The 12,819-nt window shown below is 63.8% G+C and carries 11 protein-coding genes; 6 read left to right on the top strand and 5 right to left on the bottom strand.

Annotated features, from left to right (window positions below; all coding sequences use genetic code 11):
• Positions 1–123 precede the first annotated feature (123 nt).
• From HRU82_06070 to HRU82_06050, 5 genes are all read left to right on the top strand, one after another.
• The gene (locus HRU82_06070) at positions 124–912 is read left to right on the top strand and encodes a DUF3365 domain-containing protein (protein ID QOJ34540.1); all 789 of its coding nucleotides are present in this window, start codon (positions 124–126) and stop codon (positions 910–912) included.
• Positions 909–2,498 carry an SUMF1/EgtB/PvdO family nonheme iron enzyme gene (locus HRU82_06065; GenBank protein ID QOJ34539.1) on the top strand — a complete coding sequence of 530 codons (1,590 nt, stop codon included), beginning with the start codon at positions 909–911 and terminating at the stop codon, positions 2,496–2,498. Before HRU82_06070 ends, HRU82_06065 begins: the two co-directional genes overlap by 4 nt.
• A gap of 61 nt (positions 2,499–2,559) precedes the next feature.
• Positions 2,560–4,704, top strand: coding sequence for an adenylate/guanylate cyclase domain-containing protein (locus HRU82_06060; protein ID QOJ34538.1), 2,145 nt, complete (start codon positions 2,560–2,562; stop codon positions 4,702–4,704).
• 16 nt (positions 4,705–4,720) lie between these two features.
• Complete coding sequence (locus tag HRU82_06055) at positions 4,721–5,236, top strand: SH3 domain-containing protein (GenBank protein ID QOJ34537.1); 516 nt, start codon at positions 4,721–4,723, stop codon at positions 5,234–5,236.
• Complete coding sequence (locus HRU82_06050) at positions 5,220–6,092, top strand: M48 family metalloprotease (protein QOJ34536.1); 873 nt, start codon at positions 5,220–5,222, stop codon at positions 6,090–6,092. The genes HRU82_06055 and HRU82_06050 overlap by 17 nt, the downstream gene beginning before the upstream one ends.
• A 5-nt stretch (positions 6,093–6,097) precedes the next feature.
• Here HRU82_06050 and HRU82_06045 read toward each other — a convergent pair whose 3' ends face one another.
• The 4 genes from HRU82_06045 to HRU82_06030 are packed head-to-tail and all read right to left on the bottom strand — an operon-like array spanning position 6,098 to position 10,830.
• A complete protein-coding gene (locus tag HRU82_06045; GenBank protein ID QOJ34535.1) occupies positions 6,098–7,996 on the bottom strand; it encodes a HAMP domain-containing protein in 1,899 nt (632 codons plus the stop codon).
• Between the two features lie 4 nt (positions 7,997–8,000).
• Positions 8,001–9,380, bottom strand: a complete 1,380-nt coding sequence (locus tag HRU82_06040; GenBank protein ID QOJ34534.1) for a sigma-54-dependent Fis family transcriptional regulator — start codon at positions 9,378–9,380, stop codon at positions 8,001–8,003.
• A gap of 53 nt (positions 9,381–9,433) precedes the next feature.
• Positions 9,434–10,456 (bottom strand): tRNA epoxyqueuosine(34) reductase QueG, encoded by a 1,023-nt coding sequence (queG, locus tag HRU82_06035; protein QOJ34533.1) that lies wholly within the window; start codon positions 10,454–10,456, stop codon positions 9,434–9,436.
• Positions 10,456–10,830: a hypothetical protein gene (locus HRU82_06030; GenBank protein QOJ34532.1), complete on the bottom strand. Its 375-nt coding sequence runs from the start codon at positions 10,828–10,830 to the stop codon at positions 10,456–10,458. Before HRU82_06030 ends, queG begins: the two co-directional genes overlap by 1 nt.
• 197 nt (positions 10,831–11,027) lie before the next feature.
• Between HRU82_06030 and HRU82_06025 the strand changes: the two genes are divergently transcribed.
• Positions 11,028–11,621, top strand: a complete 594-nt coding sequence (locus tag HRU82_06025; GenBank protein ID QOJ34531.1) for a hypothetical protein — start codon at positions 11,028–11,030, stop codon at positions 11,619–11,621.
• Here HRU82_06025 and thiI read toward each other — a convergent pair.
• Positions 11,605–12,783 (bottom strand): tRNA 4-thiouridine(8) synthase ThiI, encoded by a 1,179-nt coding sequence (thiI, locus tag HRU82_06020; GenBank protein ID QOJ34530.1) that lies wholly within the window; start codon positions 12,781–12,783, stop codon positions 11,605–11,607. The genes HRU82_06025 and thiI overlap by 17 nt on opposite strands.
• Positions 12,784–12,819: the final 36 nt, after the last annotated feature.

Below are 12,819 nucleotides of genomic sequence, written 5' to 3'. Positions count from 1 at the left end.
GGCTGTCGAGCGCTTGACTTCACCGGAGGGGCGTCCTACCATTTTCCCGGGCGCGCCGTGCACGTCGAAGGACGACGCGGCGCGCGGCGCCGGGGCCTAAGGCCGACGCAGTGGGGGCGGCCCATGCGACGTGCTCTACCGTGGATGCTAGCTGGTCTTGCCGCGGGAATGGGATTGCTCGTGGTGCTCCCGACCCGAGCGACCGATCCCCCGCCCGCTTCTCGCGCATCGCTCCCTTTTCAAACCATCCTAGAGTTGGAACGGACGGCCCGGCTGCTGGCGATTTTGCTCGATTCCGGCCGGGCGGTCGTGAACGACAATCAGACCCTCTTGGACGATCCCGCCAAGGGTGACAAGGGGTTCACGTCGGACGTGTTCGAGCGCCAATTGATCGACATGTTCCGGGGCCGTAGCGGGGTTGATCTGCGTGAGGTCGAGACCGGCACCCTCTCGCCCCGAAGCCGGCGTTTGCTCAAGGAACTGGTCGCCGTGAGCAAGCAGGTCGTCGAAGACGCCCAGGCGAACCTCAATCGGAGCGGGGCCGGTTATAAGGGATTCATCCCCGCGGTATTCGGGGAGCGGGTGGCGGCCCGGTTCACGGCCAAGACCGGGGTACGGCTGAAACAGACGGCGCTGGTTCCGCGAAATCCTGCCAATCGTCCTGATGCGTACGAACAGGTGGCCTTGGAGGCCTTTGCCGATGCGGCCTACCCACGGGAACAGGTGATCAGCGAGATCGCCGCCGCCGGCGCGGCGCTACGGTTGATGTTCCCGCTCTATGCGACCAGGCATTGTCTGGATTGCCACGGACAGCCGAAAGGCGAGCGCGATCGTACAGGCTATCCTCGTGAAGGCCTGGTATTGGGGCAGAATGCTGGGGCGATCAGTGTGGTCTTACCGGTGGTGCCATGACCGTCGTCTTGTTGCTGGTGACGCTTCTCTGCGCGACCGCCGGAGCGGTCGGAGCCACGGAACGCCAACCCTTCCACGCCGAGAAACCGGCCGGAAGCGGCGTGATCGTCCACCATGACGGGTATGTCCTGACGGCGCACCATGTCATCGCCCACGCGAAACGGATCACCGTCGTCACATCCGGCGAGTTTCGCGCACCGGCCTTGGTGGTGAGCGTCGATGTGGAACATGATCTTGCCCTCTTGAAAGTGGAGACGGTGGGCCTCTCGGAAGCGCTGCTGGGGTATGCCGGCGGGGTCAAGCTGGACCAGGACGTGATTGCGGTCGGCTTCCAGTTCGGGTTGCGCGAGATCACCGTCACGCGCGGCCATGTCGCCGCCGTGCGCACGAAGGGGGTGCAGCGGGTGTTCCAGGTGGATGCGGCGGTGAATCCCGGCAACAGTGGGGGCCCGCTGTTCAACCGGCGAGGGGAGGTGGTGGGGATCCTGACCACGAAATTTACCCATCCGTCGGGGATCGTCCCCGAGGGAATGGCCTTCGCGGTGCCGATCAGTTACGCCACGCCGCTGTTGGCCAACATTCCGGACTTCGATTTTTCCTCCATCGGACGCGCTAAGCGCAAGCGACGCGATTCCTCGGACTTGGTCACCGAGTTGGCGCGGGTTTCCGTGCGCATCGAAACGGTGCGGATGTCGGAAGGGGCGGTCGCGCCCCCGCCCCCGCCGTCGCAAGAGAGCCCACGCAGTGGCCTGCCGACCGTGACCCACGCGCCGGTCTTGCCGACGCGCCCACCGGAGTCCCAGCCCGTCCAAACCGAGGAGGCGATCGCGCGAGTGACTGCCCAACTGCAGGCAGCGCAACAGGCGGAACTGGCACGGCTGCAAGAGCAAGGTGCGACTATCCCGGCCGGCATGGTCCTGATTCCCGCGGGCGAGTTCCTGATGGGGTCGGAGGAGGGCCCTCCCGATGCCCGCCCGCTGCACCGCCTGTTTCTGAGCGCCTTTTGGATCGATGCCCATGGCCTCACGAACGGCGAGTATCGTCATTGTGTGGACAAGGGGGGCTGCCAGCCACCGAAAGTGCGTGATGCATTCGACGATCCGCAGCTGGGCTACCATCCTGTCACCAACGTCACTTGGACTCAGGCCTGGACGTACTGCCAGTGGGTGGGCAAACGACTGCCCACCGAGGCGGAATGGGAGAAGGCTGCACGCGGCACGGATGGGCGACGGTATCCCTGGGGGAACAGCGACGAGGTCATCCAGATGCATCGGGTCAAATTGGCCGAGCCGAAAATAGTGGCCAACGGGGCCGCCCAGCCCGCCTCGACGGCCATCTCACCCTACGGCGCCGCCGGGATGGTCGGGCTGGTGTCCGAATGGGTGAAGGACTGGTATGCGGAAGACTTTTACCGCACCTCGCCCTCGCGCGATCCCCAGGGGCCCCTACGTGGGAGTTTCCGCGTGTTACGAGGCGGCAGTTGGATGGAGCGTCCGCTCGAACTCCGGGTGAGTCACCGCGGTTGGGATGAAATGACTTACTGGGGGCCGACGCTCGGGTTCCGCTGCGCCACGGACGGACCGTAACCAGACAGGTCCCAGGCTCCCCCTTTTTCTCCTTGCTCTTCTCCAGTACCATACGGCCCGAATGGCCCTCTCCCCTCGCAACAAGAAAATCCTGTCGGCCCTCGCGGTGGGGGTGGCGGTCTTCGTCCTGATGGGCGGGCTGCGCCTGACGCGGTGGCTCGAAGTGGCGGAACACAAGGCGTTGGACCATCTCGTGCGGCGGTACGCCGATCCTGCCAAGGCGGATTCCAGCCTCCTGTTGCTGGCCATCGATGAGTCGAGTCTCGAAGCCTTCGGACGATGGCCCTGGCCTCGCGATCGGCACGGCTTCGTCGTGCGGTACCTGAAAGAAGCCGGCGCCAAGGCCGTGGTGTTCGACGTGATGTTCTTCGAACCCGACGAGAATGCCGAGGAATACGACCACAGTTTCGCCGATGACCTCGCGGCCGCCGGCAACGTCTTCCTGCCGATGCTCTTTCAAGCGGAGCCGTCTTCTCTGCCGCCGGATCTGCTGAGCCGGGTGACAGTGCCGGTCGCGAGGAGGGGAGACCGAGAGGGGGCGGCCGTTCCCCATGAGGCAGGGGTGAAGACGCCGATTCCCCTTCTGGCGCAACAGGCCCGCGGCTTAGGGGTGATCAACCTCTCCGCCGATGCGGACGGTCCGACCAGGCGCATTCCCCTGTTGGGGTTGGTGAACGGCAAGGCGATGCCGCATTTGTCCTTGGCGGTCGCGCGGCATCTGCTGGGCACGGAGCAAGTGGTGCTTGAAGAGGACCGCCTGCAGATCGGCCCGCGGAGCGTCCCGCTGGAGCCGGACGGCACGATGCTGCTCGACTGGCACGGCCCTTTAGAGCAGACCTATCACGTGGGGAAGTATTCGGTCGGCCGGGTCCTCCAGGCCTTTGCACAACAGCAGCGGGGTGAACGACCGTCGCTCGATCCGACCCTGTTCAAGGATAAGGTGATCTTCATCGCGGGCACGGCGGCCGGTCTGTACGACCTGCGCGTGACGCCCTTCTCGTCCGCCACGCCCGGCGTGTTGATCCATATGGCGGCCCTGGACAATCTGCTGCATGGCCGGGCGCTCAGTTCGGCCCCTGCGTGGTTCTCGTTCCTCACGTTGCTCGTCCTCTGTGTCACCTCCGCCGGAGCCTTCATGCTGCCGCGGTCCTATCCGGTGAAATTCGGCGTCACGCTGGCGCTGGCCCTGGCCTATTATGGCCTGGCCGTCCATGCGTTCGCCGGCCATGGACGCTGGCTGGATCTGGTATTTCCCGAAGTGGCCTTGGCGGTCACGTTCGGCGCGGCGGCGACGGTGGAATATGTCACCGAGGGGAGGCAACGTCGGCTTATGCGCGCCGCCTTCGACAAGTACATGTCCGCCGAGGTGGTGGAAGAGATCATGCGCCATCCCGAGGCCATCAAGCTCGGCGGTGAACAGAAGGAGATCTCGATCTTCTTCTCCGACATCGTGGGCTTCACCACCATCTCTGAGCAGCTGTCGCCCGAAGAGCTCGTGGCGCTGCTCAATCGCTACCTTTCGGCGATGACGACCATCATCAAGAACGGCCATCGCGGAAACGTGAACAAGTACCTAGGCGACGGCATCATGGCCCTCTTCGGCGCGCCCTTGACGGACCCGCGCCATGCCTCGCTGGCCTGTTTTGCGGCACTCGATTGCCAGGCCGAACTGACTCGTCTGCGAGAGCAGTGGGCACAGGAGGGGCTTCCGGCGATCGCCGCCCGCATCGGCATCAATTCCGGACCCTGCATCGTCGGCAACATGGGCTCCCAGGAGCGGATGGAATATACCGTGACCGGCGATGCCGTGAATTTGGCATCTCGTCTGGAAGGGGCGGGCAAGTTTTATGGGGTCCGGATCCTCATCGGGCAACGGACGGCGGAACTGGCCAAGAACGACGTTGAAGTGCGCGAGATCGATCTGTTACGAGTGAAGGGCAAGCACGAGCCGGTGGTGGTGTTCGAACTGCTTGCGAGGAAGGGGCAGTTGGATCAGCACAGGGCTCGCGTCGTCGAGTTCTACCGGCAGGGGTTGGCGGTCTACAAGGCACGCGAGTTCTCGACTGCTTGCGCCAGGTTTGCCGAGGCTCTCGCTCTTGACGAGGCGGATGGGCCGTCGCGAGTTTATCTGGAACGGGCGACCCATTACCGGGAGACACCCCCGCCTTCAGATTGGGACGGGGTCTACGAACTGACATCGAAGTGAAGGGCAACGGGAGGCCATGGTGAACAGAGGACGGTCGCTGCGCTGGTTGGGGGTGGTCTTAGGAATCGGCCTATTCCTGTGGGGTCCCGAGGCCTTCGCGGAAACGGTCTATGTGCAGGCCAAGACCGTGCAACTCCGGGCAGGAAAAACCTCTCTGGATGCGGTCGTGGGCACGGTGAAGTTCGGCGAGGCTTTGGAGGTCGTCGGACGCGACGGGACCTGGCTGGACGTGAAGACCTCGTCAGGCACACGTGGTTGGATCTTCGCCAACAAGACCGGGGCCGTGAAACCCGCCGGCAAGAGCGACACCTTGGCCAAGCTCGGTCAGAGCATGAGGGGCGGGGAGGCGTCGCAGACGACCGCTTCCGCCGGCGTGCGGGGGCTGGATAAGGCCTCGGAGAGTTATGCGGATCGAGCCGGGATTTCCGCCAAGGATCGGGAAGCCGTGGACCGGATGACGGCCTATCACCTGTCGGACCAAGAGGTTGAAGACTTCATGCGGGAGGGAGGGCTCGGTGAATATGCGAAGTGACAGGAGTCTGCTGGCAGGGCTGCTCGTCCTGGCCGTCACGCTCGGCAGTTGCGCGGAGGTGCAGCGTGCAGCGGAAGATGTCGCGCGCCAATCAGGCAATCCGCGGCTGGCCGGGGTCATCCACGGGGCGGGCAACGTCGTCGGGAGTCTCCTGCCGATCGGGTATGAAGAGGAGTCGTCCATCGGGCAGGCAATGGCACTGCAGGTGGTCGCGCGGTACGGCGGCGTGGTCGACCAACCGGAACTGGTCCGGTACGTCAACCTCGTAGCGAGGGCGGTGGCCAACACGTCGGACCGGCCCGACATCCCCTATCGGGTCGCCATTCTCAACCATGATTCGATCAACGCGTTCGCTGCGCCGGCCGGGTATATCTTCGTGACGCGGGGGCTCCTGCGCCAGATTCGTGATGAAGCGGAACTCGCCGCGGTTTTGGGCCATGAGATTGCCCACGTGAGCGAGAAACACATTCTCGATGTGATCCAGCGCAGCAAACGACTCGCCGGCGTCACCGAAGCGGGGCTGGCCTATGCGACGAATAATCCCGCCGCGTTCAAGGGCGTGATCGACGGCGCAGTCAAGAAACTCCTCGATGAGGGCCTGGACCAGGACAAGGAGACAGATGCCGATCGGGTCGGAGAGGTCTTCGCGACCAGGGTCGGGTATGACGCGGAGGCGTACATCGGCCTGTTATCTCGCCTGCGGGATCTCAAGGGCGACGACCAAGCCTTCTTCAAGACCCATCCCAACTTTTCGGCGCGGATCGAGGCCGTGCGAGAGACGATTCGCAACAAACGCCTGGCCGCCACCGGGCTGGTGCTGCAGGAGCGATTCGCCCGCATGACCAAGCGAGTGTAATCTCCTCAAGCGGGGGTTTGGGCAGCGGCGGGGCGAAAGCGAAGCCTGCAGGCCGTTCCCTGACCTAGGGTGCTGGTGATCTCCAAGGTCCCCCCGTTGTCTTCGACCAATCGCTTCACGTTCGTCAGCCCTAGTCCCGTGCCGTAGTCCTTCGTCGTGAAGAAGGGCTCGAAAATGCGGGTCAGGTGCTCGGGCGCGATCCCGCCTCCGTTGTCCGCCACCTGCAGCTCGACCATACCGCCTTCGACCAGGCCCGTCGTGATGGTCAGCGTGCCCCCATCCGGCATCGCCTCCCCTGCATTGATCAGGAGATTGACCACGGCTTCTTTGATCTGTTCGGGATCGACTTGAATCGACGGGAGGGACCTCTCGAACCGGCGTTCCACCGTGATCCGCCCATGGCCACCCAGCGCGTCCCACTGGCGTAACGCGTCGCGCATCACTTCGTCGGGCCGGCACAGTCGCAGGTCGGGCGGCTTTTGCCTGGCATAACGCAGGAAGTCGTGCAGCCGTTGGGAGAGCTTGTCGACTTCATCGATGATGTAGCGCACCATTTCCTGACGAATGGCCTCCTCCTGCGGCCTATCGAGCACCACCTGGGCGCTGCTGCGGATGATGCCGAGGGGATTTCTGAGATCGTGGGCCAAGGCAGCCAAGAGTTGTCCGACGGAGGCCAGCTTCTCCTGGCGGATGAGTTCGTGCTGCTGAGTTTTGATCGTCTCCAGATTCGCTTCTAGCCTCTGCCGCATGGCGATGAAACTTTCCGCCAGATCTTCCAGCTCGTCTCCGGTGCGAAACTCCATTGCTAATGTGGGGAGGCCGTGGCCCCGCGGTTCGTCCGAGGGAGCCGGCAGGGTCAGGGTCTGTCGGAGCGTTTCCGCCTCGCGCTGGAGGGCGGTGATCGGCTTGACGATGCGGGCGCTGACCACGAACCCTAACGCGGACAGGCCGACCACCAGCCCGAATCCGATCAGGCCCACGGTGAGCAGCAGCGAATAGACCGGCGCATAGGTTTCCTCCGGCGCCTGCCTGATGAACGCGAACCAGCGTCCGCCGCCGAGGCTGCCGGCAGTCAGCTGGTGAGTGAACTGCACCGGGGCGGCGCCCACGATGGCCTGGTGGCCTCCATGCCCGTCGTCCTCTGCGACCAACCACGACGGACGGTCAGTGGTGAGGCGGTTCATCAAGGCCGGCGGAATCAAGTGGGCGGTCGGGGGGAGGACCGGGCAGATCAAGGGGGTGCCTTGTGTGTCGAGCAACATGCCGTGACCGCTGTCGCCGATGTGGATCGGCAGGATCATCTCGGTGAGGAGGGTGCGCCTGACGACCAGACCGATCGCGCCGATGGGATTCTCCTGGGCGTCCGCAAGGATGGGCACGGCGACCTCGAAGACCATGTCGTTCGCGTCGGCATCGAAGGCAAGGGTGCCGACGAAGGCCTGCCCCCGTGATGCCTGCATGGTTTCCTGCCACCAAGTCTGGGAGGCCTGGTTTGGGGTGAGGTGTGGGTCTGTCGAGGCTACAACTCGGCCCAGGCGATCGGTGAGGGTCACCCGTAGGAGGTGCTTCGATTCCCGGGCCCATTCACGGAGATAACGAACGCTCTCGGCGGCCTCTGGGAGTGGGGCGGTCCGCTGGTCGGCCAGCATGACCGATCGTTGCACCGGCAGCGGGGCCAGCGCCAAGCGGACGACGCGGTCGATTTCCGTATCCACCGCCGAGGCAAGGCGGATGGCGGTCGAGCGCGCGATTTCCTGAAAGCCCTCGCCGATCGCCTGTTTGAGACTGGCGGTACTGGATCGGTAGGTGGCGACCAGCGCGACGATGCCGGGGATGAGGCCGACGATCAGCAGCGCGAGGAGAAATTTTCGTTGGAGCCCTCCGGTTCGTCCTATCCGGCGCATCAGCCTAGGGCTGTGAAAGGTTGTACTTCGCCATGCGGTAGCGCAGCGTGTTGCGGGTGATCTTCAGCAGGCGGCTGGCTTCAGAGATGTTCCCGCCCGTTTTTTCCAGGGCCTCGACCAACATGGCCTTCTCGACCTCTTCCACCGACAGGCCCAGCGCGAGTAGAGAGGGCGGTTCGGCCGTCTGAGCGGCCTGATAAGGCTGGGGCTTGTTCAACGAGACCGGCAGGTGGTCCATCGTCACCGATCCCTCTTTGCAGGTGATGGTCAGCCATTCCACGACATTGTGGAGTTCGCGGACGTTGCCGGGCCAGGGATACTGTTTCAGCCGGGTGAGTGCCTCCGGCGTGACCCCCTTGATGCGGCAGCCGCGTTCCTTTCGGGCCCGCTCCAGGAATTGGGTCAGGATCGGCTCGATGTCCTCCGGCCGTTCCCGCAAGGCGGGGATTCTGAGCTGGTACACGTTTAGCCGATAGTAGAGATCCAGGCGGAATCGCCCAGCCTTGATGAGTTCCGGCAGTTCCTGGTTGGTGGCGGCAATGACCCGGATGTTCACGGCCTGGCTTCGCACGGCTCCGAGCGGCTCCACGACATGCTGTTCCAGCACACGGAGGAGTTTGGCCTGTGCCGTCAGACTCATTTCTCCGATTTCATCTAGGAAGAGCGTCCCGTGGTCGGCGAGTTGAAAACGGCCCGGCTTGGATTTCTTCGCGTCGGTGAAGGCGCCCTTTTCGTACCCGAACAGTTCCGATTCCATCAGGTGTTCGGGAATCCCGGCGCAGTTGACCGCCACCATCGGCCCTTGGGCGCGCGGGCCGGCGAGATGAATGGCGCGCGCGAGCAGGTCCTTGCCCGTACCGCTTTCGCCGGTGATGAGGACGGTCGCATCGGTCTGCGCGACCTCCTGGGCCAGGCGTTTGACGAGTTCCATTTCTTTGGAGACGCCGACGATGCGGTCGAACCCGAACTGTTCCTGCAGGCCGGCCCGCAGGGTCCGGTTGTCGCGGGAGAGGCGGCGGACTTGGAGCGCCCGTGCGATGAGGATCTTCAGCTCATCGTTATCCACTGGTTTGGAGATGTAGTCGTAGGCGCCCTTCTGCATGGCCTCGACCGCCGACTTCACGGTCCCATAGCCGGTGACGATGAGGACCGGCACGTCCGGCAGGTGTTGGCGTGCCGCCTCCAACACATCCATGCCGGACAATCCGCCGAGTTGGAGGTCCGTGATGATCAGGTCGATGGTGCCCTGCTCTTGAATGAGGTGAATCGCTTCGCCGCCGGATGAGGCGAAGAGGAGGTTGTAGCCGGCCGGCTTCAGCACCAGCTCGAACAGCCGACGCATCCGTTCTTCATCTTCGACGATCAGAAGGGTGGGTGCCTGCATGGTGCCGTGGTCCGTAGCCTATCACTAACCCCGCGAGAGGAACAGTGGGGTGGTCAGGGCCTGTCGTCGGAGGCGACGGACTCGGATCGCCGCTGTTGATTGGCCATGGCCCAAGCCAGGTTCCGTTGAAACCCGATGTGCTTGGCTCGGCGGATGGGGCTTTCTCTAAACGCGGCGGCGAAGGCCGGTTCGTCCAACTGCGCCAGGGCTTCCAGCGACGGGGCGGCAGTCAAGGGGCTGGGTTGAAAGCCGGGTTCCTGCGTCGGGTCTGCTTGAAGGTTATAGGGGCAGACATCCAGGCAGTCGTCGCAGCCGAAAATTTTGTTGCCGATGCCACGACGGAGGTCGTCCGGCAAGGGGGGATCGCTCCCGCGCAATTCGATTGTGAGGTAAGAAATGCAGCGGCCCGCATCCACGACATAGGGTTCCGTGATCGCCCCGGTGGGGCAGGCTTGGATACAGAGGGTGCAGGTGCCGCAGAGGTCCGTGCCGGGCTCATCCGGCGTGAGTTCCAGCGTCGTGAGGATTTCACCGAGGAGAAGCCACGACCCGAATCGAGGCGAGACGAGGTTCGAGTGTTTCCCGATCCAGCCCAAGCCCGCTTGCTGAGCCCAGGCCTTTTCCATCACCGGGCCGGTATCCACGTAGGCGCGATGACGGCTTCCCGGGGCGAGTCGGTCGATGTGTTCGACGAACCGATCCAACCGGTCGCCCAGGATACGGTGATAGTCCCTGCCCCAGGCGTACCGCGCGATGCGTCCGTTTCCCGGACGTTCGTCGGCCTGGCGGGCCGTGTAGTAGTTCATGCCGACGGAGATGATCGAACGGCAGCCCGGCAGCACATGGCTGGGATTCGTCCGACGGTCGGGATCCCTGGCCATCCAGGCCATGGTGGCCTGGTATCCGCGTCGAAGCCATTCACGCAGGCGAGCGCCCAGCTGGTCCGGAAGGAGTTCCCGGTTTGGCGCAGAGTCTTGCGTTGAATGGCCGGAGAGGAAGGTGCTGATGCCGACGACGGAGAACCCGAGGTCGAGGGCCGCCTGTTTGATGTGTTCCGTCAGGGCGTCTGCGGCCATTATGGTTTGGAGCAGTCGAAGCGCACCATGAATTGTCCGGTGCAGTGGGGAGAATCGCATTTGCCGCATTGGCCGGTGATCCGCGTTTTCCAGTCCGTGGCCTTCTCGTCGAATTTGCAGTACGTGCGGCCCGCTTTCGATACGGTCGTCCAAGGCTTGTTGGTTCCCGGGAATTTTGCGATTACGCAGCCGTCAGGGATCGGCACGAGGCAGCGCTGGGTGGGCTCACCCTTGGCCATACCGAAGCTACAGGACTGTTCCGTGGTGGCGGACGAATCGGTCGGGGCTTGCGCCAAGGCAAGCGCGGGAATGGTGCAAGCGATCAGGGCGGTGATCAGCAGAACGGGAACTCGCCTCAGTTGAAATCGGTGCATGGATCGGCTCTCCTCCGGTGGTCGGGCATGGTAACACAGTCCCACCGACGGTCGCGAACCGGCGTGATGGGGCGCGCCGCGCGATCGTTCCCGTCCCGGCAGTCCGGCGCGTCGGCTGATTTCCAGCCTCGCACTAGGGCGCCGTGATCAGTATAATTTAAGGGTCCACTCGCGTGACGGATACGTACCCATTTCCCATGTGGCGTCTGGTTTCTGTCCATACAGTTCTCTGCCTCGGCCTGGCTGCGGCCCTGTCGTTGTCGGGCGGTTCGGCCTTGGCCGGAGAAATCGGGTCTGAGCATTTGCTCAGGGCGCTCGTGGTGCAGCCTGATCCTCAGGGCGGCGTTCGAGCCAAGGCCACCCTCCTTTTCCCGGGGAGTCCCGCGGTCATCCATTCCATCCTGGCGGAGTACCGCAAGTGGCCTGAGCTCTTCGAGACCCAGATGCGGTTGGCCCACCTGGAAGAAAAAGACGGGCGAGTGCTCACCGACCTCTACATCTCCCATGCGCTGTTGCCGGGCGAGCATCGATTGCTGTGCGAGTCGCACCCCCTGCCCGGGGGTGGGCTGGTGACGGACCTGAAGGGCGGCGATTTCAAGCGCTACCATCGGAAGTGGAAGTTGGAGGGGGCCGGCGATGGAACCCAGACGAGGGCCGATTTCGAGTTGCTCGTCGAGGTCCAGACCATCGTGCCCGATTGGGTGGTCGCCGTCGCGATGGAGCGCGAGCTGAACGCCCATTTTCGCCTGGTGCGGCAACGGGCGTTGGACCGCCTCATGCAGGAAAAGTGAACTCGGACTGCTCTGCCCGCTCGATCCCCTGCTTGACCAACGTACCGATCTCCAATCCTCGTTCGATGCGCAACACATCATCCAGCCTGGTCCTGGTGCTGGGGTGGAGCGGCACGAAGAGTTTGCAGCAATCCTGATCCGGTTCGATCGACGTGGTGAAGGTGCCGAGCTGCTGGGCTTGCTCGGTGATTTCGATTTTGTCCATGCCGATGAGGGGCCGCAAGATCGGCAATTCCGCGGCGGCCTCGATGACGGACAGGTTTTCCGAGGTCTGCGAGGCGACCTGGCCGAGGCTGTCACCGGTGACCAGGGCCCAACAGCCTTCCCGCCTGGCCAGCTCTTCCGTAATCCGCACCATGAGCCGCCGATAGAGCACGACGCGAAACGGGGAGGGCGCCTGGGCGACGATCTCGCGTTGGATTTCGCCGAACGGCACTACGAAGAGGCGCGCATGGTACTGATAGGTCGTCAGCAATTGCACCAGTTCCTGCACCTTCTCCTCCGACGCGCGGCTGACCAACGGGCGGCCCGAAAAGTGGACGAAGACGGCCTTGCAGCCCCGCTTGATCATCCGGTAGGCCGCAACCGGTGAATCGATTCCGCCTGAAATCAGGCAGGCGACCTTCCCGCTCGTTCCCACCGGCATGCCGCCTGGTCCGTTGATCTTTCGGGCGCCGACGTGCGCCTCCCTGGTCAACAGTTCGACATGCAGGGTGAGGTCCGGCTGTTTGAGTTTGACGGGTTTTCCCGTTACCGCGCAGACGTGGGCGCCGATCTCGCGTTCAACGTCCATCGAGGTCAGGGGAAGGCGTTTGTCGGCTCGTTTGGCCGTGACTCGAAACGACTGAAACGTCTCCTGGGCCAGTTGCCTGACCGCCGCCTCCTTCAGCGGGGTGAGGTTCGGAGAGGCCAAATCGAGTGGGACTGATTCCGTCAGGAGGAAGTTCGACAGGCCGCAGACTCTGCGTAACCGATCGGCGACCTGAGCTGGATCGACGTCCTTGGGAATCGTGATGCGGATGCGGCCTTGCATGGCTTGGATCTGTCGGAGCGTCAGATCTCGAAGGGCCAAGCGCAGATTGCGGACCAGCCGTTGCTCGAAAAAGTCACGGTTGCGCCCCTTGAGGGCCAGTTCGTGGTAGTGGACGATCGCGCAATACATGATGTTATCCGGCCTGTCGGACGATCGGTTTGAGCA

It is taken from the genome of Nitrospira sp. (genome assembly GCA_015709715.1).
In the GTDB taxonomy this organism is placed as follows: domain Bacteria; phylum Nitrospirota; class Nitrospiria; order Nitrospirales; family Nitrospiraceae; genus Nitrospira_A.
This window is presented reverse-complemented; position numbering and strand designations above follow the sequence as displayed.